Source organism: Nocardiopsis sp. NPDC058631 (genome assembly GCF_042716955.1).
In the GTDB taxonomy this organism is placed as follows: domain Bacteria; phylum Actinomycetota; class Actinomycetes; order Streptosporangiales; family Streptosporangiaceae; genus Nocardiopsis.
On sequence record NZ_JBHXQY010000081.1, the window covers coordinates 1 to 19,524 of the forward strand.

At 71.5% G+C, this 19,524-nt stretch carries 15 protein-coding genes; 12 read left to right on the top strand and 3 right to left on the bottom strand.

The features are described 5' to 3' along the window. Positions 1-132: 132 nt before the first annotated feature. Positions 133-1,470, bottom strand: a complete 1,338-nt coding sequence (gabT, locus tag ACFWTE_RS22560) for a 4-aminobutyrate--2-oxoglutarate transaminase (protein WP_378781748.1) — start codon at positions 1,468-1,470, stop codon at positions 133-135. Positions 1,471-1,660: 190 nt separating this feature from the next. Between gabT and ACFWTE_RS22565 the strand changes: the two genes are divergently transcribed. The 10 genes from ACFWTE_RS22565 (at position 1,661) to ACFWTE_RS22610 (ending at position 15,354) form a co-directional block, all read left to right on the top strand. Further along, positions 1,661-3,106: a PucR family transcriptional regulator gene (locus ACFWTE_RS22565; protein ID WP_378781750.1), complete on the top strand. Its 1,446-nt coding sequence runs from the start codon at positions 1,661-1,663 to the stop codon at positions 3,104-3,106. A gap of 164 nt (positions 3,107-3,270) precedes the next feature. Then, complete coding sequence (locus ACFWTE_RS22570; RefSeq protein ID WP_378781751.1) at positions 3,271-6,396, top strand: DNA helicase; 3,126 nt, start codon at positions 3,271-3,273, stop codon at positions 6,394-6,396. Positions 6,397-6,495: 99 nt separating this feature from the next. Then, positions 6,496-7,377 (top strand): Fpg/Nei family DNA glycosylase, encoded by an 882-nt coding sequence (locus ACFWTE_RS22575; protein ID WP_378781753.1) that lies wholly within the window; start codon positions 6,496-6,498, stop codon positions 7,375-7,377. 117 nt (positions 7,378-7,494) lie between these two features. Then, positions 7,495-8,514, top strand: a complete 1,020-nt coding sequence (locus ACFWTE_RS22580; protein ID WP_378781755.1) for a LacI family DNA-binding transcriptional regulator — start codon at positions 7,495-7,497, stop codon at positions 8,512-8,514. Between the two features lie 287 nt (positions 8,515-8,801). Beyond that, a complete protein-coding gene (locus tag ACFWTE_RS22585) occupies positions 8,802-10,508 on the top strand; it encodes an ABC transporter substrate-binding protein (RefSeq protein WP_378781756.1) in 1,707 nt (568 codons plus the stop codon). 191 nt (positions 10,509-10,699) lie between these two features. After that, positions 10,700-11,695, top strand: a complete 996-nt coding sequence (locus tag ACFWTE_RS22590) for an ABC transporter permease (RefSeq protein ID WP_378781758.1) — start codon at positions 10,700-10,702, stop codon at positions 11,693-11,695. After that, positions 11,692-12,591, top strand: coding sequence for an ABC transporter permease (locus tag ACFWTE_RS22595; protein WP_378781760.1), 900 nt, complete (start codon positions 11,692-11,694; stop codon positions 12,589-12,591). The genes ACFWTE_RS22590 and ACFWTE_RS22595 overlap by 4 nt, the downstream gene beginning before the upstream one ends. Continuing rightward, the gene (locus ACFWTE_RS22600; RefSeq protein ID WP_378781761.1) at positions 12,591-13,541 is read left to right on the top strand and encodes an ABC transporter ATP-binding protein; all 951 of its coding nucleotides are present in this window, start codon (positions 12,591-12,593) and stop codon (positions 13,539-13,541) included. The genes ACFWTE_RS22595 and ACFWTE_RS22600 overlap by 1 nt, the downstream gene beginning before the upstream one ends. 8 nt (positions 13,542-13,549) lie before the next feature. Continuing rightward, positions 13,550-14,458: an ABC transporter ATP-binding protein gene (locus ACFWTE_RS22605; protein ID WP_378781762.1), complete on the top strand. Its 909-nt coding sequence runs from the start codon at positions 13,550-13,552 to the stop codon at positions 14,456-14,458. 692 nt (positions 14,459-15,150) lie between these two features. After that, positions 15,151-15,354 (top strand): cold-shock protein, encoded by a 204-nt coding sequence (locus ACFWTE_RS22610; RefSeq protein ID WP_267948388.1) that lies wholly within the window; start codon positions 15,151-15,153, stop codon positions 15,352-15,354. A gap of 176 nt (positions 15,355-15,530) precedes the next feature. Here the strand turns inward: ACFWTE_RS22610 and ACFWTE_RS22615 are convergent, their stop codons facing one another. Next, complete coding sequence (locus ACFWTE_RS22615; protein WP_378781764.1) at positions 15,531-17,099, bottom strand: FAD-dependent oxidoreductase; 1,569 nt, start codon at positions 17,097-17,099, stop codon at positions 15,531-15,533. Between the two features lie 459 nt (positions 17,100-17,558). On the opposite strand from ACFWTE_RS22615, the gene ACFWTE_RS22620 reads away from it, so the two are divergent. After that, positions 17,559-18,401 (top strand): helix-turn-helix domain-containing protein, encoded by an 843-nt coding sequence (locus ACFWTE_RS22620; protein WP_378781766.1) that lies wholly within the window; start codon positions 17,559-17,561, stop codon positions 18,399-18,401. After that, positions 18,391-18,615, top strand: a complete 225-nt coding sequence (locus tag ACFWTE_RS22625; protein ID WP_378781767.1) for a DUF397 domain-containing protein — start codon at positions 18,391-18,393, stop codon at positions 18,613-18,615. Before ACFWTE_RS22620 ends, ACFWTE_RS22625 begins: the two co-directional genes overlap by 11 nt. Before the next feature lie 81 nt (positions 18,616-18,696). Here ACFWTE_RS22625 and ACFWTE_RS22630 read toward each other — a convergent pair whose 3' ends face one another. Further along, on the bottom strand, positions 18,697-19,446 hold the full coding sequence (locus ACFWTE_RS22630) for an MIP/aquaporin family protein (protein WP_378781787.1): 750 nt from the start codon (positions 19,444-19,446) through the stop codon (positions 18,697-18,699). Positions 19,447-19,524 lie beyond the last annotated feature (78 nt).

Below are 19,524 nucleotides of genomic sequence, written 5' to 3' on the forward strand. Positions count from 1 at the left end.
GTCCCCCCGGCGCGCCCCCCCCTTCACCCTCCCTCCCCCCCCGCCCCCCAACCCCCCCCCCCGCGGGGGCCCCCCCCCCCCGGGGGGGGGGGGGGGGGGGCCCCCCCCCCCCGCCCCGCTGCCGGGACCGGGTCAGAGGCGGTCGAAGGCCTCGGCCAGGATGTCCAGGCCCTCGTGCAGCAGGTCGTCGCCGATGACCAGCGGCGGCAGCATCCGGATGACGTTTCCGTAGGTGCCCGCGCTGAGCAGGATCAGCCCCTGGGAGTGGCAGTGCGCCAGGACCTTGGCGAGCGCCTCGGTGGCGGGGGCCTTGTCCTCGCCCGTGACCAGCTCGATCGCGATCATCGCCCCGCGCCCGCGCACGTCGCCGATCACGTCGTGCTGGGCGGCCAGCTCGCGCAGGCGTCCCAGCATCAGTTCGCCGATCTCCCGCGCGCGTTCGGCCAGGCCGTCGGACTCGATCGCGTCGAGCGCCGCCAGCGCCGCCGCGCACGCCGCCGGGTTGCCGCCGTAGGTGCCGCCGAGGCCGCCGCTGTGCACGGCGTCCATCAGGTCGGCGCGGCCGGTCACCGCGGCCAGCGGAAGGCCGCCCGCGATGCCCTTGGCGGTCGTGATCAGGTCGGGGACGACGCCCTCGTGGTCGCAGGCGAACATGTCCCCGGTGCGCGCGAACCCGGTCTGCACCTCGTCCGCCACGAACACGATCCCGTTGGCGCGGCAGAACCCGGCCACCGCGGGCAGGAAGCCCGGTGCGGGCTCGATGAAACCACCCTCGCCCTGGATCGGCTCGATCACCACGGCGGCGACGTTCCGGGCACCGATCTGCTTGGTGATCTGCTCGCCCACCATGGCCGCGGCCTCGGGCCCGCAGTTCTCCGGTCCGGTCGGCCAGCGGTACGGGTAGGCCATGGGCATGCGGTGGATCTCGCCCGCGAACGGTCCGAACCCCTGCTTGTAGGGCATGTTCTTCGCGGTCAGCCCCATGGTGAGGTTGGTGCGGCCGTGGTAGGCGTGGTCGAACACCACGACGGCCTGGCGGCCCGTCGCACTGCGGGCGATCTTCACCGCGTTCTCGACGGCCTCGGCGCCGGAGTTGAGGAGGATGGACCGCTTCTCGTGGTCGCCCGGGGTGACCCGGTTGAGGGCCTCGCACACGTCCACGTACGCCTCGTACGGGTTCACCATGAAACACGTGTGGGTGAACCGGGCGAGCTGTTCGGCGGCCCGCTCCACCACGCGCGGGTCGGCGTTGCCGACGTTGGTCACGGCGATGCCGGACCCGAAGTCGATGAGGGCGTTGCCGTCGACGTCCTCGACGATGCCGCCGCCCGCACGTTCGACGTAGACGGGCAGGACGCTGCCGACGCCCCGGGCGACGGCCGAGCTGCGGCGCTCCTGGATCGCGCGGGACGTGGGGCCGGGGATCTCGGTGACGATCCGGCGGGACTGGACGACCTCGGTCGCTGCCATGCGGCTGCCTCCTTCTGCGGTGGGCACGGGGTGCGGAACGGGCGTGGACCTGTCGGGGGTGGGCTCCCCGACTCGCCTGACACTAGGACCGCCGGAGCGGGTCCCGCATGGACACAGTGGATAATCGACAGCGAGCATTGCGCCATCGAGGCAGGGTGCGGACGATGGGCGCGTATGGAGGGAGACCGGGATGCCCCCGACTCTGGGAGCCCTGTTGCGGACGCCGCACCTGCGGCTGAGCCTGCTCGCCGGGCAGGAGGACCCGGACCGGCGCGTGGAGTGGGTCGCCGTCAGCGAGCTGGAGGACCCCACCCCCTATCTGGAGGGTGGTGAGCTCCTCCTCACCACGGGTGTGCGCTGGGCGGGCGGAGTCCCCGACCTGCGCGACTACACGCGGCGCCTGGCCCGGAGGAGGATCACGGCCCTGGGCTTCGGCGTGGGAGTGGTCCTGGAGGAGACCCCCGAACCGCTCCGCAGGGCCGCGGACGAGTACGGGCTCGCCCTGGTCGAGGTCGGCAGGGAAACCCCCTTCATCGCGGTCGGCAAGGAGGTGTCGCGCCTCCTGGCCAAGGAGGAGTACGAAGGCCTCAGCCGGGCCTTCGCCGCACAGCGGGGGCTCACCCGCGCCGCCCTCACGGGGGCCCCGGCGATCGTGGACCTGCTGGCCCGCGACCTCGGCGCCTGGGTGCTGCTGCTGTCCGCGGACGGCTCCGTCCGCCACGCGGCGCCCGCGTCGGCGGCGGGGCGCGCGGCGGGGCTGGGACCCGAGCTCGACCGTCTGCGGGACGCGGGCACGCGTGCCAGCGTCTCTTTGACCTCCGTCGGGGGACAGGTCTCCGCGCAGCCCCTGGCGACGGGCCGCCAGGTCCGCGGGTTCCTGGTCGTCGGCACCGGTGGGGTACTCGGCCCGGACGAGCGCACCCTGGTCAACGCGGCGGCGTCGCTGCTCTCCCTGGAACTGGAGCGCACCGCGCACAGCCGCACCGCGCGGGTGCACGAGGGGGTGCTCTCCGCCCTGCTCACCGGGGCCCTGGACCCGCTCCACCCGGGAGCCGGGCGGCTGCGGGAGACACTGCCGGCCGCGCCGGTCGTGGTGGCCGCGGCCGGCGGGTTCGGTCCCGCGCACCCTCCCGAGGGGGTCCTGGTCACCGAGAGCGGGGGGCGGGCCCTGCTGCTCGCGCACGCGGACACCGGTGAGGGGGTGATCCGCGAGGTGTTGGAGGGGCCGGTGGGGGTGAGCGACCCGGCCGACTACGGTGATCTGGCCTCGGCGGTGTCCCAGGCGGAGCGTGCGCTGGAGGCCGCGGGCGCCGAGGACCGGATCGTCCGTGCCGGCGACCTGCCCGGCGGGCTGCTCGGCCTGGCGGACAGCCCCGAGGGGGCGCGCATGGCGGGCGACCTGCTCGCACCGCTCCTCCGTGAGCGCACCGCCGCCGAACTGCTCGCCTCCTTGCGCGCCTACCTCGCGGCCTCGGGCCGCTGGGACTCCGCGGCCGACACGCTCGGCATTCATCGGCACACGCTCCGCTACCGGATGAACCGCATCCGGGACCTGCTTCCAGGGGACCTCGACGACCCCGACTACCGGGTCGAGCTCTGGATCGCCCTCCGCGTCCGCGGCGTCCGGGGGCGGTAGGCGTGCGTCCCTCACCCGGGTCGCGGGATCCCTGGTGCCGTACACGCCGAAAATCGGGGGTGGTTTCCGGCGTTCCGGGGATCCCGGGGCGGTTCATCCCTCACAATGGACCCCGATAGCGGGGGGTGACCGCTTGATCACGCAAGAGGGGCGCGGAGGACGAAGTGAGGTCACTACGGGACGACGCGGAGGAGATCGGTGACGGGGCCGTCCCGGGAAGGGTGACCGGGATCCCCGGAGCGGTCCCCGACCCCGGACAACCGGGCCGGTCCGGGGTCGGCGCCGCGTCGCTCCGGTGGAAGCCTCCCATCGACTGCTCCGAGGTGCGCTCCCTCCTCTCCTACCTGCGGGCCTGTGTTCGCCGCGAGGCCGTGCACACCCACGTCGTCGGAGCCGACCGCCTCGGCTCCGACACCTGCTCCTGCCTGCCCGGCGGCCCCGAGGTCCTGTTCAGCGGAGCGGGGGAGACCCTCCGGTCGGCCCCGGAGTCGGCCCGTGTCCTGCGCTTGGCCCGGCGCAGGGGGCAGGCGCTGCGCTACGGGTACCCGCTCGTCGTCCTCGGCGAGGGCGCGGACCGGGTCGCGCTGCCTCTGCTGACCGTCGACGTGCGGGCCGTGGACGACCTCGACGACACCCGCCGCGAACCCGAAGGGCCCCTGGTCAGGGCGGTCGGACCGCCCGACGTCAACATCGCCCTCCTGAACCGCCTCGGCATCACCGACCCCGAGGACCTGTTCGAGCTCCGCGTACGCCTGCGGTCCGGCGCCCCCGACTCCGTGCGCCGCCCCGCCGCGGTCGACGGTCTCGCCGCCAAGGTCCGCGCACTCCTCGCGCGGTTGGAGATCGAGCGCGTCGACGACATCGACCCCCTCGGGATGCGGGGCGCCCCGCGTGCCGCCACCGGCGGTGCGCACAACGTCGCCGTGCTCTTCCTGGCCGGGCCCAGCGGGCAGGCCGAGACCGACGACGCCGAACCCGGGACGGTCGAGGGCGTCCTCGCCGACCTCGACCCCTCCGACCGCGCCGGCCTCAACCCCGACGACATCACCGGGACCGCCCTGGAGACCCTGCTCGGTCAGGCTGCCGTACGGCGGGCCGAGGCCGATCCCGCAGGGGCCCCGGGCCGGCTGTTCAGGGGCGGGCGGGCCGCCCGCCGCGCCGCGCGCGACACCGTGCAGGAAGCGGACGGCACCGACGACGCCACGGTCCCGGTCTCGGTGACCCCCCTCGGCCAGGCCCAGTACGCGGTTCTGTGCGCCGCCATGAGCGAGCAGCTCACCGTGGCCGCCGCCCCACCGGGGAGCGGTGCGCACGACCTGGTGGACGCCATCGTCCGCACCGCCGTCAGCAACGGTCAGCGGGTCCTCGTCTGCGGCCGCACCGAGACCGACATCGAGGAGACCACGGCCAGGGCCGACACCTCGCCCGCGCACCCCGTCGTGCGCGTCGGCAGGTCGGGACACCGCTCCGGCGAGGTGCGCACGCTCAACAGACTCCTCACCGAGCAGGCCGGAACCCTGCTCGCCACCGCCACCGCCTCCGGCCCCGCGGGCGACGACCCGACCGCACACTGGTCCGCCCTCGCCGAGGACTGGGCCAGGGTCCGCCAGGTGTGGAGGGACATGGACACGATGGCCTCCGGCGGACACGCCCTCGCCCACCTGGCGGAGGAACGCGGACGCCGCATCGCCCGGGGCTGGGACCCCGACACCCTCTTCACCCCTGAACGCGGCGGCCCCGAGTACTGGTTGCAGCGGGCCGAGCGCGCCGGGGCGGGGGGTTTCGTCGGCCTCCAGCACCGCGGGGCCATCCGCCGCGAGCTGGGCGTCAACACCGACCCGGACAACCTCGCCCACCTGGGCGCCATCGCCCGGATGGAGAGCGAGTGGCGCTCCGCGGTGGACCGGCGCACCCGGTGCGCGCCCCTGGGAGAGCTCACCGCCGACCTCGCCGACGCGCTCGCCCGGCACCGCAGGTCCAGCGCCGCCTGCCTCCGGGCGGTCTCCGAACCCCGCCTCCGGCGCGGGCGGGCGGCCATCGAGAACCGTCTGGAGAGCCTCAACTGGCACCACGGGAACGGGTGGCCCGGGGTCGGCAACCTGCTGGACGCACTCCCCGCGTGGATCTGCCGCACCGACCAGGTGAGAGCGCTGCCGTCGCAGGCGGGCCTGTTCGACCTGGTCGTCGTCCTCGGCGCGGAGCGCACCCGGGTCGCCGAACTGCTGCCGGCGCTCTACCGGGCCGGACGGGCCGTGGTGTTCGGAGACCCCGCGCACCCCGGACCGGTCAGCACCCTGGAACCCGACGAGGAGCGCCGCGCCCTGGCCGCCGCCGGACTGGCCCCCGAACAGCTCGACGCCCGGGGCCTGCGCCACGGGTCCGGATCCGCGATGCGTGCCCTCTCCAGGGCGGCGCCGACCATGCTGTGGCTGGACGAGCACGACGGGGGGTCGCCCCGGCTCGCCGAGACCGCGTCCCGGCACTGCTACAACGGCAGGATCGTGGTGCGCACCAGCCCCGACCCGCAGGGCGGGCCGTCGTTCGAGTGGCGCGACGTCACCGGTACCTGCGAGGCGGCACCGTGCGCCTCCTACGTCAACCGCGACGAGGCGTACCGGGTGGCGGTGGTGGTCGGGGAGATCGACAACCGCCTGCCCCGGGGTCGGGTGGTCGCCGTCGTGGCGCCGACCCAGCCCCAGGTCGCCCTGATCCGCCGCCTGCTGCGTCAGCGCGTCCTGCTGCACGAGGTGCGGGTCGGTGGCCCGGACCTCCTGGACGGGGACCACACCGCCGTGGACGTCACCGTGCTCTCACCGATGCTCGCCGCCGGTGCGCCCGCGATCGCCGAGCGCCGGATCCGGGGCATGGGCCACCTGTGGTCCTCGGTGCTCACCAGGACCCGGCAGCGGCTCGTGGTGGTGGGCGACCGGGGGTACTGGTCGGGGGACGACGGCCCGCTGGGGGAACTGGACGCCATGGTCACGGGAACCTGTGTGATGGGCTCCGATCCGGCCGCCGCCGTGCTGCTGGAGGAACTGCGGGCCGTCGGCACGGGCGTGACGCTCCAGCAGACCGTCGAGGGGGGGACCGCCGACATGGTGGTCCGGTTCGGCTCGCGACGCCTGCTGCTCCTGCTCGACCGCGAGCCCGACGGGCGTGCCCTGCGCCACCTGCTCTCCAGGGGGGAAGCGCTCAACCGGGCGACCGGAGACCCCGTGGTGGTGGTCCCCGCCTGGCGCTGCCTGGCCGATCCCCGCACCCTCGTCGAGGAGATCCTCGCCGCCTACTGACCGGCGCGGGGCGGAGTGCGCACCGCACTACCCTGGGACGGACGTGCCCGGAACGCGGAGGTCCGCGCTGCGGCAGGGCTGAGGGGAGAGGGGAACACGGTGCCTGAGGGTCACACGCTGCACCGTCTGGCGGCGCACTTCGAGAAGGCCTTCGGCGGTGGGACGGTCCGCGCCACCAGCCCCCAGGGCCGCTTCGCCGAAGGTGCGGCCCGGGTCGACGGCCGCGTCCTCACGGAGAGCGAGGCCCACGGCAAGCACCTCTTCCTCGGATTCGACTCGGGTGAGTGGCTGAGGGTCCACCTGGGCCTCTACGGGGCGTGGACCTTCGGCGACGCCGACGGTGAACGCCACCTCGGCGCCCCCCGCGCACGGGGAGCCGACCGCCTCGCACTGGTCCGCGACGGGGACGGCCTGGTCGTGCCGCCCGCACCCGTCGGCGCTGTGCGTACCCGGCTCGTCAACGCCTCCGGGTGGGCCGACCTGCGCGGCCCCTCGGCCTGCGAGGTCGTCACGGAGGACGAGAAACGGGCGGTCCAGGACAGGCTGGGCCCCGACCCCCTGCGCGACGACGCCGATCCGGCGCGGGCCTGGCGGACGGTCGGCCGGTCCCGGACCAGCATCGCGGCGCTGCTCATGCGGCAGGACGTGATCGCGGGGATCGGCAACATCTACCGCGCCGAGGCGCTCTTCAGAGCGGGGCTCGACCCGATGACCCCGGGCCGCGACCTGACCGCCGACCAGTGGGCGGCGCTGTGGGACGATCTCGCACGGCTGCTCCGCGACGGCGTGCGTGACGGCTACATCATCACCACGCGCCCCGAGGACCGACCCGACCCGGACGCGCTCCCCGTTCCCAGGCCGGACACGCTCTACGTCTGCTACCGGACCGGCGACCCGTGCCGCGTCTGCTCCTCGCCGATCGCCGCGGGGGAGCTGGCCGGGCGCACCCTCTACTGGTGCCCGAGGTGCCAGCGGAGCTGACCCGGCAGGCCCTCGCGAGGCCCACCGTGAGACGGGGCCGAGGGCATGCAGTACACTCCCTAGCCGTCTGCTTAACCGGTTCAGTATCTGTGATCAGGGGGGCGAATGGGGGGGTTGATGCGACGTCCGACGATTATGGACATCGCCAAGGCCGCCGGGGTGTCCAAGGGGGCGGTGTCGTACGCGCTCAACGGGCGCCCCGGGGTCTCGGAGCAGACCCGCCGGCGCATCCTGGAGATCGCCAGCGACCTGGGCTGGGCGCCCAGCAGTCCGGCTCGGGCACTCTCGCCCGGCGGCCGGACAGGGGCGATCGGCCTGGTGGTCGACCGCCCGGCGCACTCGCTGGGGCTCGAACCCTTCTTCATGCAACTGGTCTCGGGCATCGAGACGGAGCTGGCCCTGTCCAACAACGACCTGTTGTTACAGGTCACCGAGGACATGGGCGCCGAGGTCGCGGCCTACCGGCGCTGGTCGGCGGAGCGCCGCGTCGACGGCGTGATCATGGTCGACCTGCGGGTGGACGATCCCCGGATCGGCGTCGTGGAGGAGCTGTCGCTGCCCGCGGTCGTGCTGGGCGGCCCCGGGGGGACGGGTTCCCTGCCGTGCCTGTACACCGACGACTCCGTCGCCATGCGCGAGGTCGTCCACTACCTGGCCGCGCTGGGGCACCGGCGCATCGTGCGGGTGGCGGGCCCGGAGGAGTTCGTGCACACGCGGACGAGGACCGGGGCGTTCCTGGACGCGGCGGAGCAGGCGGGCCTGGAGGAGGCGTACTCGGTGCACGCCGACTACACGGGCGAGGCCGGGACACGGACGACGCGCAGGCTGCTGGCGCGGACGGAGCGCCCCACCGCGCTGGTCTACGACAACGACCTGATGGCCGTGGCCGGGCTCGGAGTGGCCCAGGAGATGGGCGTCAGCGTGCCGTCCCAGCTGTCGATCGTGGCGTGGGACGACTCCGTCCTGTGCCGCCTCGTGCGGCCGTCGCTGACCGCGATCGCCCGCGACATCGTGTCCTACGGCCGCACGGCCGCCACGATGCTCGGCGACGCGATCGAGGGCAGGCCCGTGCGCAACCGGGAGACGTCCCGGGGCGAGTTGTACCCCCGGGCCAGCACGGGGCCGACCGGAGCGTGACCCGGCGTGCGCGCCGCGACACCGCCCTACGCCCGGCGGTCGGGCGGGCGCGTGCGGAACCGGTTCAGCGAGGGCGAATTTATTGGCGTACCCGCATCTGTGCTGTTACAAGCGCATAACACCGAAGTGTCGGGGATTGACGGCCGTCCCGTGGGCGTGTTGTTGTTAACGTCACTTACCCGGTTCAGCAACGGCCCTGTGCTCTCTCTACTGGGAGCGCTCCCAACCCTCCGGTTCCCGGAGCGGCGTCCCCCCACAGGCCGACCGGGTGATAAGGAGGAGTCCGGATGAGAAGTCTGCGGCTTCCGGCGGCACTCGCTGCACTGGCCATCACGGTCACTGCGTGCTCGGGTGGCGGCGGGAACGAGGAAGGTTCCGGGGAGTACCCCCGGAACGAAACGCTGTACACCACGGGCACCGCGTGGGGCCCGCCGGTCAGCTGGAACCCGCTCATGAAGGGCCAGTACGCGCCCGGCACGATCGGTCTGGCCTACGAAACGCTCTTCCTGTACGACCCCAACGAGGGCGAGTACGTCCCCTGGCTCGCCGAGAGCGACGAGTGGACCGCGGAGAACGTCCACGAGATCACCCTCCGCGAGGGGATCACCTGGTCGGACGGGGAGCCCCTGGTCGCCGAGGACGTCGTCGCCACCCTGGAGCTGGGCCAGTTCGGCTCCGTCTCCTACAGCAACATCTGGAACTTCGTCGAGAGCGCCGAGGCCACCGACGAGCGCACGGTGACCGTCACCTTCTCCGAGAACCGCCCCCAGGAGTGGATGAACTGGGTCTACCTGAACCCGGTCCTCCCCGCCCACGTCTGGGCTGACATGGAGGAGACGGCGCTCACGGACAGCGCCAACGAGGACATCGTCGCCACCGGCCCCTACGTCTACGAGTCGCACACCGACGACCGGATGGTCTGGGAGCGCAACGACGACTGGTGGGGCACCGAGGCCCTCGACCTCGAGATGCAGCCCCGCTACATCGTGGACATCGTCAACGCCTCCAACGAGGTGACGATGAACATGATCAACCAGGGCGACATCGACCTCTCCAACAACTTCCTCCCCGGCATCGACCAGGTTCTCAACAGCAACCCCAACGTCACCAGCTTCTACGACGGTCCTCCGTACATGAAGAGCGCGAACACCGCGTGGCTGGTGCCCAACGTCACCCGTGCGCCGCTCGACGACGTCGAGTTCCGCCAGGCGCTGGCCCGGTCCATCGACGTGGGGCAGATCATCTCCGGCCCCTACACGGACCTGGTCCAGGCGGCCAACCCGACGGGCCTTCTGCCCGAGTGGGACGCCTACATCGACCACGAGCTGGTCGACCAGGAGGGCTTCACCTTCGACGCGGACGAGTCCGTCGCCCTCCTGGAGGACGCCGGGTACATGGACGAGGACGGCGACGGGTACGTGGAGACGCCCGACGGCGAGCCCATCGCCCTCACCCTGGAGGTCCCCTCCGGCTGGACCGACTGGATGGAGGCCGCACGGGTCATCGCGGAGAACGCACAGGCGGTCGGCATCAACGTCGAGGCCCAGTTCCCCGAGGAGGACCTGCTGACCGAGAACCGCAACTCGGGCGAGTTCGACCTGGTGATCAACAACGAGCGCCAGATGAGCAACACGCCGTGGACGTACTACGACTACCTCTTCCAGCTGCCCGTCAACGAGCAGCAGACCACCGTCAACTTCGGTCGGTACGAGAACGAGGAGGTGTGGGGGCTCACCGAGCAGCTGGCCGCCGTCCCCGCCGACGACGTGGAGGCCGCAGCCGAGATCACCTCGCAGATCCAGGAGATCCAGTTGGCCGAACTCCCGGCCATCCCGCTCTGGTACAACGGCCTCTGGTCGCAGTCCACCAACGAGACCTGGACCAACTGGCCGAGTGAGCAGGAGGGTGCTCCGCAGAGCGCCGCGACGCTCTGGAACGGCTGGCTAGAGATGGGCGCCATCCGCACTCTCGCGGAGATCGAACTGGTCGAGTAGGGGCCCGGCGGGCGCCCCGCCGCCCGCCGCCCACGCAGACCGCCCCCACCCCGGCCGGAGCACGGAGTACCAGCCCGGCCGGGGAGCCCCGGACGAGGGGCGCGAGACGGACCCCTTCACCCTTCACGGGTCCGCCGTCGTGCCCCCTCCGGGGGCCCTCGACTGTCCGCCGCCATCACCTGGAGGAACGTGTGTGGCGCTACATCGGCCGTAAGCTCTTCGTCTACCTGCTTACGTTCGTCATCGCGGTCACCATCAACTGGATGATCCCGCGCTTCATGCCGGGCGACCCCGTCCGCAGCATGCTCGCGCGAGCCTCGGTCGGCAACCCCGAGGCCCTCGAACGCATGACCACCTACTACAACGAGGTCTTCGGCCTCGACACGCCGCTGTACGAGCAGTACCTCAGCTTCTGGGCCGGCCTGTTCCGGGGCGACCTGGGCATCAGCGTGATGCTCTACCCCGAACCCGTCACCGACGTCATCCTGCGCTCGGTGCCCTACACCCTGGCCGTCCTGCTCCCCGCGATCCTGCTCAGCTGGGTCGTCGGCAACCGCTTCGGGGCCTTCGCCGCCCGGAGCAAGATCCTCGACAACACGATCCTGCCGCTCGGGTACGTCCTGACCGCCACGCCCTACATGTGGCTGGCCCTGCTGCTCGCCTGGAGCCTGGGCGTCGTCGCGGGGATCTTCCCCGTCTCGGGCGGGTACAGCTTCTCCCTGCGCCCCGACTTCAGCTGGCTGTTCATCTCCAGCCTGATCTCCCACTGGTTCCTGCCGTTCCTGTCCATGTTCGTCGTGGCACTCGGCGGATGGGCGATCGGTATGCGGAACATGATCATCTACGAGCTGGAGGCGGACTACTCGAACTACCTCCAGGCCCTCGGAGCCCCGCGCAAGCTGGTCCGCCGCTACGCGTTCCGCAACGCGATGCTGCCGCAGATCACCGGTCTGGCGGTGCAGCTGGGCACGCTCATCGCCGGATCCCTGCTCACCGAGATCGTGTTCAACTACCCCGGCCTCGGCACCCTCATCCTGCAGTCCCTGAACAGCCGGGACTTCTTCCTGCTCCAGGGAATCTTCCTGTTCGTGGTCGTCGGGGTGCTGATCGCCAACTTCATCATCGACATCGTGTACGTCCTGGTTGACCCGCGCACCCGGGTCCAGATGACGGGAGGCTCGTCATGACCAACGTCGCTGGGACGCCCGGAGCCCAGACCACAGCCGAACCGGTGGCGCGGAAGGGTTCCGAGGCACTGCACTACGCCAGGCGCAACCCCAAGCTGCTCATCGGCCTGGGCATCGTCCTCGTGTTCCTCCTGCTCGGGATCATCGGCCCCCTGTTCGTCGACCACGGGCCCAACGAGTACGTCGGCCCCAAGAGCCAGCCGCCCAACGGCGAGTTCTGGCTGGGCACCACGACCTTCGGCCAGGACATCTGGGCGCAGTTCGTGTTCGGGGTGCGCAGCACGTTCCTCATCGGCGTGTTCGGCGGCGGCATCGCCTTCGTCATCGGCACCACGGTGGGGTTCGTCGCCGGCTACAAGGGCGGGATCGTCGACGAGATCCTCAACATGCTCACGAACGTGGTCCTGGTCCTGCCCGCGATGGTCGTGCTGATCGTCGCGATCGCCTACCTGGACGCGCGCGGCGTGTTCGTCCAGGGCCTGTTCATCGGCCTCACCTCCTGGCCGTGGGCCGCCCGCGCGGTCCGTTCGCAGGCGCTGTCGCTGGCCACCCGCGACTACGTGGACCTGGCCCGTCTCAGCGGCCGGCGCACCGGGAAGATCATCACCACCGAGATCGCTCCGAACATGAGCTCCTACCTGGTGATGTCCTTCATCCTGCTGTTCGGCGGCGCCATCCTCATCGCCGCGGGCCTGGACTTCATCGGGCTCGGCCCCTCGGACGGGGTGTCCCTCGGCCTGATGCTGGAGAACGCCGTCGCGTGGAGCGCCCTGCAGTTCGGGATGTGGTGGTGGTTCATTCCGCCGGGCCTCGGCATCACGGTGATCGTGAGCTCGCTGTACATCCTCAACGTCGGGTTGGACGAGGTCTTCAACCCCAAGCTGCGGGAGCTGTAATGACCCTGCGCGTCAAGGACCTGAAGGTCTACTACCAGACCCTCCGCGGGGACGTCCACGCCCTCGACGGGGTCACGTTCGACCTCGCCGACGGCGAGATCATGGGCCTGGCGGGGGAGTCCGGCTGCGGCAAGACCACCTTGGGCAAGAGCCTGATCCGGCTGGACTCGCGGATGCGCCACGTCGGCGGAACCATCGAGCTGGACGGCAAGGACGTCCCGATCGCGGACGACGACGCGATGGTCCCCCTCCGGTACCACGAGATCTCGCTCATCCCGCAGTACGCGATGAGCGCGCTCAACCCCACCCGCAAGATCGGGCGGATGATCAACGAGCTGCTGCGCTCGCGCGGGGTCCGCCCGGCCGACATCTCCAAGGAGCTCACACGGCGCCTGGAACTGGTCGGACTCGACGCGGACGTGCTGGACCGGTTCCCGATCGAGCTGTCCGGCGGCATGAAGCAGCGCGTCGTCATGGTGATGGCCACGCTGCTCAACCCGTCGCTGCTCATCGCCGACGAGGTCACCTCCGCGCTGGACGTGTCCACGCAGCGGTCGGTCGCCGAGTCGCTGGTGGAGTTCCGCGACCGCGAGTACGTCAAGAGCATGGTGTTCGTGACCCACGACATCTCGCTGGTGTACCAGATGGCCGACACGGTCATGGTGATGTACGCGGGCCGGATCGCGGAGAAGGCCCCCGCGAAGACCATCATCAACGCCCCCCGGCACCCCTACACCCAGATGCTCATCTCGGCGCTCCCCGAGGTCGGGTCGACCAGGGACCAGGGACGGCTGGAGGGCATCCCCGGGACCCCGCCGGGTCTGCTGAACCCGCCGACCGGCTGCCGGTTCAAGGACCGCTGCCCGATGGCCTTCTCCAAGTGCTCCGAACAGCCGCCGCTGCTGGAGATCGAACCCGGCCACTGGGCCGCCTGCTGGAAGACGGGGTGAGGTAGACCGTGCTGGAACTCAGTCACGTGCACAAGGTGTACCGGGTGGGCGCGTTCGGCGGCGGACGCCTGCGCGCGGTGCGCGACGTCAGCCTGAAGGTGGAGCCGGGCGAGGTCGTCTCGCTCATCGGTGAGAGCGGCAGCGGCAAGAGCACCCTCGGCAAGATGGTGCTGGGCCTGTCCAAGCCGAGCAGCGGCACCATCACGTTCGACGGCACCGACATCACCACCATCCGGGGCCACAGCGCGCGCAAGGAGTACTACCGCAGGGTGCAGGGGGTCTTCCAGGACCCGTTCAGCTGCTTCAACCCGATCTTCAAGGCCGACCGCGTCTTCGAGATGATCCGGACCTCCTACTTCCCGGGGGTCTCGGACGCGGACTGGCGGGACCGGGTCCTGGCCGCGCTGGCCACGGTCCGGCTGGACCCGGGCAACGTCCTGGGCAAGTACCCCCACCAGCTCAGCGGCGGCCAGTTGCAGCGCGTGCTGATCGCGCGGGCGCTGCTCCTGGACATCAAGCTCCTGGTGGCCGACGAGATCATCAGCATGCTGGACGCGTCCACGCGCATCGACGTGCTCAACCTGCTCAGCGACCTCAAGGAGCGGGGGCTCGGCATCCTGTTCGTGACCCACGACCTGTCGCTCGGCAACTACGTCAGCGACAGGTCGGTGATCCTGCGCAAGGGCGCCATCGCCGAGATGGGTCCCACGCTCAGGGTGTTCGAGAACCCGCTGCACCCGTACAGCCGCCACCTCCTGTCGTGCGTGCCGCAGCTGCACCGCACCTGGGCGGAGGTCGACGCCGAGCTGGCGGCCAACCCGCCGGAGGACGTCGTCCTGCCGGTGGCGGCCGACGACGACTCGGCGCCCCTGATCGAGGTGGAGGAGGGGCACTTCGTCGGGATCGACCAGGGGTAGTCCGTGCGCGCCACGGCGGTCGTCCGGCCCGCTCGGGACGGAGGGGGTCGCGCGGCGGCGCGCGTGGTGGGGGCGGTCGGACACGGGCGCCGCTCCCACCGGAGCCGGGCGCTTCTCCGGGCGCCGCGGCGGTGGTAGGCGTCGACCGAAAACGGAATTCGCCGACGAAAGCAGTGTGGATCGTTCCGGTGTGCCCGCGATAGCGCAGTCGGCGGCGCGGGGCGGGTTCCGGACCGTGTCCCCCGGGGCCGTTCCCCGGGCGTGTCCGGGTGCGGTCCGCGCCCCCGGGCGGGCGGTACCGCGGGACCTCCCACGGGGCTTCGCGGCGGCGGTGAGTGCGGGGCGGTGCCGACGGGCGCGCGCACTCCCGTCCGCGCTGACGTGCTCGAACGACACACCGGTGACAGGTCCGCGAACAGAACGCGACACGCCGGTGACGAGTGCCGGGGTCGCGCGTGGTTCCCTCCCCGCCCGCCGGTATTCCTGACGGGGCCGTGCGGGTTGCCACACCGAAAACCTTCGCGAGTTGGCTGGGCTGTGGTAAGTTCAGTGAAGATTGTTAGTCGTTGAATTTCGCAGTTGGTGTCTTGCCCGCGGAGTTTGTGACCGGCGGGCGGTTTCTCTTGGAGTCGGCTCGCGGCAATTATCGGACGTGAGTATGCGTTCGTGTACACCGAGCTGAAGGAGAGAACATGGCTCAGGGAACTGTGAAGTGGTTCAACGGCGAGAAGGGCTTCGGCTTCATCTCCCCCGACGACGGCGGCCCCGACGCCTTCGTTCACTACAGCGCCATCCAGGGTAGCGGCTTCCGCAACCTGGAGGAGAACCAGCGCGTAGAGTTCGAGATCGTTGCCGGCACCCGCGGCCCGCAGGCCGAGAACGTCGTTGCGCTCTAGAACGTAGAACGTCGTAGGACGCCCCGGAAGGCACAGCCTTCCGGGGCGTTCGCGTGTCCGGGGCCGGCGGCCGCAGGCGCACCCCCGGCCCCGTGCCCCGTGGGGCCCCGGCCGGCCGGAGCGGCCCCCGGGCGGGCCACAGGCTCCCGGTCGGCCCGGGGCCGCTCCGGTACGGCTCAGCCCCCGAGCAGCTCCTCCGTGCGCCTGCGCACCTCCGGGGTGTCCAGGCCGCGCACGGTCACCGTGGTGCGGCGGCGCAGCACGTCGTCGACGGTCACGGCCCACTCGCGGTCCCGCGCGAAGACCACCTGCGCCCAGATGTCGGGTCCGTCGGGGTGGATGCGCGCGCCCAGGTCCGGCGTGTCCCGCACCAGGGCCGCGATGTCCATCGCCAGGTTCCCGTAGTGCGACGCCAGGTGGCGGGCGACCAGCGGGTCGAGCCTGGTGCCGGGCTCGCGGTCGATGATGAGCCGCTGGGTCACCGCGTCCGGGCTGGCCAGGCCGGGGAGCGGCACCGTGCGCAGCGGGTCGACCATGTCCTCGCCCAACGGCACCGCCGTGACCTTGCGCAGCTCCTCCAGGACGGTACGGCCGATGTGCCGGTAGGTCGTCCACTTGCCGCCCGCCACCGACAGCATCCCGCCGCGTCCCTGGCTCACCACGGTCTCCCGCTTGGCCGAACTGGTGCCGCCGGGGCCACCGGGCAGGACCCGCAGGCCCGCGAAGGAGTACGTCACCTGGGAGGCGTCCAGGTAGGGGGCGTCGATGCCCACCGCGGCCTCGCCCAGGATCTGTTCGACGTCGGAGGGGACCACCCCCACGTCGGCCGGGTCGCCGGTGTACTCCTCGTCCGTGGTGCCGAGCAGCAGCCTCCCCTCCCAGGGGATGGCGAAGGACACCCGGTACCGGTCCACGGGGATGGTCAGCGCCGCGCGCCACGGCTCCGGGGTGCGCAGGACCAGGTGGGCGCCCTTGGACAGGCGCACGCTGGGCCCCGCGGCGGGGTCCTCCATCCGTCGCAGGTGATCCACCCACGGCCCGGTGGCGTTGAGGACCAGCCGGGCGTCGATCCCGAACTCGTGGCCGCCGACGCGGTCGCGCAGATCGGCGCCGGTGACCCTGCCCCGCGTGGTGCGCAGGCTCACGACCTCGGCGTGGTTGAGCACCACGGCGCCCGCGTCGGCGGCGGCGCGCACGGTCATGACGGCCATCCGGCTGTCGTTCATCTGGTGGTCGCTGTAGGCGGCGACCGACCGCAGGCCCTCGGTGCGCAGCCCGGGCGCGAGCCGCTTGGCCTGGATGGGGGAGAGCAGGCGCCCCATCCCGTCGCCGAACGCCGACAGGGCCGAGTACAGGAAGACCCCGGCGCCCATCTTCGCGGCACCGTGGGGGCCGCCCGAGTAGACCGGCACCAGGAACGGCATGTGGTTGACCAGGTGCGGGGCCACGTCGGAGGCGAGGGAGCGGCGTTCCCGGTGGTTCTCCGCCACCAGGCGCACGTTGCCGGTCTGGAGGTAGCGCAGCCCGCCGTGCACCAGCTTGGAGGAGGCACTGGAGGTGGCCCCGGCGAAGTCGCCGGAGTCGACCATGGCCACCCGGAGCCCCGCCTGTGTCGCGGTCCAGGCGGCGGAGGTGCCGAGGATGCCGCCGCCGACGACGAGGAGGTCGAAGGTTCCCCGGGTGAGTTCGTCCCGGGTGCGGGAGCGAGCGGAGGAGATGTCGTTCTGGCGGGCGCTGGTGGTCATGGCTGGTGCTCCGTCCGTATGGAGGGATGGCGGGGGCTCCGCGAGCGTCTGAACGGGCTGGGCCCCTTCAGACGTGTGTCGCCTGCATAATACGACAATGCCGAACGCAAGTGTGATCTGAGGTCAGGCAACGGGGCTGCTGCCGCTCAACAGTCGGACCTGACAGGATCAACGCGCTACGGGTGTGACTGGAGGGAGTGATGTGAACTCGGAACGTGTCTGATGTGCGGCATTGTCGAATCCTGTGCGTGGAGATCGACCACAGGTCTGTGCTTGCCGGGCCTCCGTCGGTCGGGACGCGCCCGTGGGGGAAGGGGCGGGAATCCATCAAGCGAAAACCTGGAATCCCGTTCCGAGGGAGTCGCAGCCCCGCTCTTCCGGCCGGTGGGAGGTTTCGGGTCCCGGGTTCCCCGGATTGCCCCACTCGAAGGACACCCCGAGTCCTACGATTGGGACATCATGGCGACCAGGTACTCACCCACGATCCGGCGCCGCCGCCTCTCCGCCGAGCTCCGGCGGTTGCGGCTGGCCGCGAGGAAGACCAGCGAAGAGGCCGCCGCCGCCTCGGGCCTGTCCAAGTCCACCTACTCCAACATCGAGTCCGGAGTCAAGAAGCGCCCCAGACTCAGCGAGGTCCGCGCCGTCCTGGACGCCTTCGGAGCCGGACCCGGCCAGGAGTACGACGAGATCCTCAACCTGTGCCGGCAGGCGCTCGAACGCGGCTGGTGGACCCGCTACCGCGACGTCCTCGCCGCGCGCTACGTCGGTTTCGAGACCGAGGCGTGCTCCATCACCACCTGGCAGCCGCTCGTCCTTCCGGGCCTGCTCCAGGTACCCGAGTACATGAGGGTGACGGCCCTGGCCGCGATGGCCGCTCCCCAGGACATCCGCAGGGTGACGGACGCCAGGATGACCCGTCAGCGCATCCTGGACGACGAGGACCCCCCGGAGCTCTACGCGATCTTCGACGAGGGGGCGCTGTTGCGGCTGCGGGACTTCCCGGACGCCCGGCGGATCCAGGTCGCGCACATCGTGGAGATGGCCGAGCGCCCCCACATCACCGTCCAGATGACCCTGGCCACCAAGCTCAACCCCGGATCCGGAGGGCCCTTTGTGATCATGGGGTTCCCCGAGTCCATCGACCCGATGGTCGTCTACCTGGAGACCGACACCGACGGTATCTATCTGGAGGAGCCCGACGAGGTGGTGCGCTACCAGAACATCGTCAACCACCTCCGGCTGGTCGCGCTCCGACCGGGGGAGACGCTCGAGTACCTCAGGAAGGTCCACCTTGGGGCGTAGCGCGAACGGTTCCTCGGCGGCCCTGTTCAGGAAGTCCTCCCACAGCCAGCCCAACCAGGGCGAGTGCCTGGAGGTGGCCGACCTCCCCGGGGCCCACGCCGTGCGCGACACCCGCAACCGGCGGGCCGGGCCGCTGCTCTTCGTGTCAGCGGAGTGGTACGCCCTGCTCACCGCGCTGCGGGCCGGGTGGCCCGGCGGCACGGACCGCGGGTGAGGGTCGGCACGCGCCGGTCCCGGACACGGCGACGGGGGCGTGCCGGCGCGAACGCCGGACGCCCCCGTCCCGGAGGAGGGGTCAGCCCCCGAAACCGGTCAGCTTCCAGATCCACGCGCCGAGCACGCCGCCCACCAGCGGACCGACGACAGGGATCCAGGAGTACCCCCAGTCCGAGCCGCCCTTGCCCGGGATCGGCAGCACCGCGTGTGCCAGGCGCGGGCCCAGGTCACGCGCCGGGTTGATCGCGTAGCCCGTCGGCCCGCCCAGCGACAGGCCGATCGCGAGCACCAGGAGGCCGATCATCAGCGGGGCGATGCCGTTGGTGAACAGGCCGCTCAGATCCGCCTCGTCCGCGGAGACGAAGCCGGAGTTCGCGCCGATCCCGAGCACGCCCAGGAGCAGCATCGCGGTGCCGATGATCTCGGTGGCGAGGTTGGCGACCGGGTTGCGCACGGCGGGGGCGGTGCTGAACACGCCCAGCTTCGCGTCCGGGTCGTCGGTCACCTTCCAGTGCGCGAAGTAGGCCAGGTAGACCAGGACGGCGCCGGTGAACGCACCGGCCAGCTGCGCCAGCATGTAGCCGGGCACCTGGGCCCAGTCGAACTCGCCGATGCTGGCCAGACCGAGGGTGACCGCGGGGTTGATGTGCGCACCGCTCGTGGAGCCGACGACGTAGATGGCGACCGCGACCGCCATACCCCAGCCGAACGTGACCACGATCCAGCCCCCGTTGAGGGCCTTGGAGCGGGCGAGGGAGACACCTGCGACGACACCGCCGCCGAGAAGGATGAGGATCGCCGTTCCGACGAACTCTGCCAGGTAGACCATGAGGACCTCCGCCCCGGTGAGGGGCAGCCGGGTCACGGGAGGTCAGGTGTGCCCGCGGGGCGCGACCACACGCCGGAC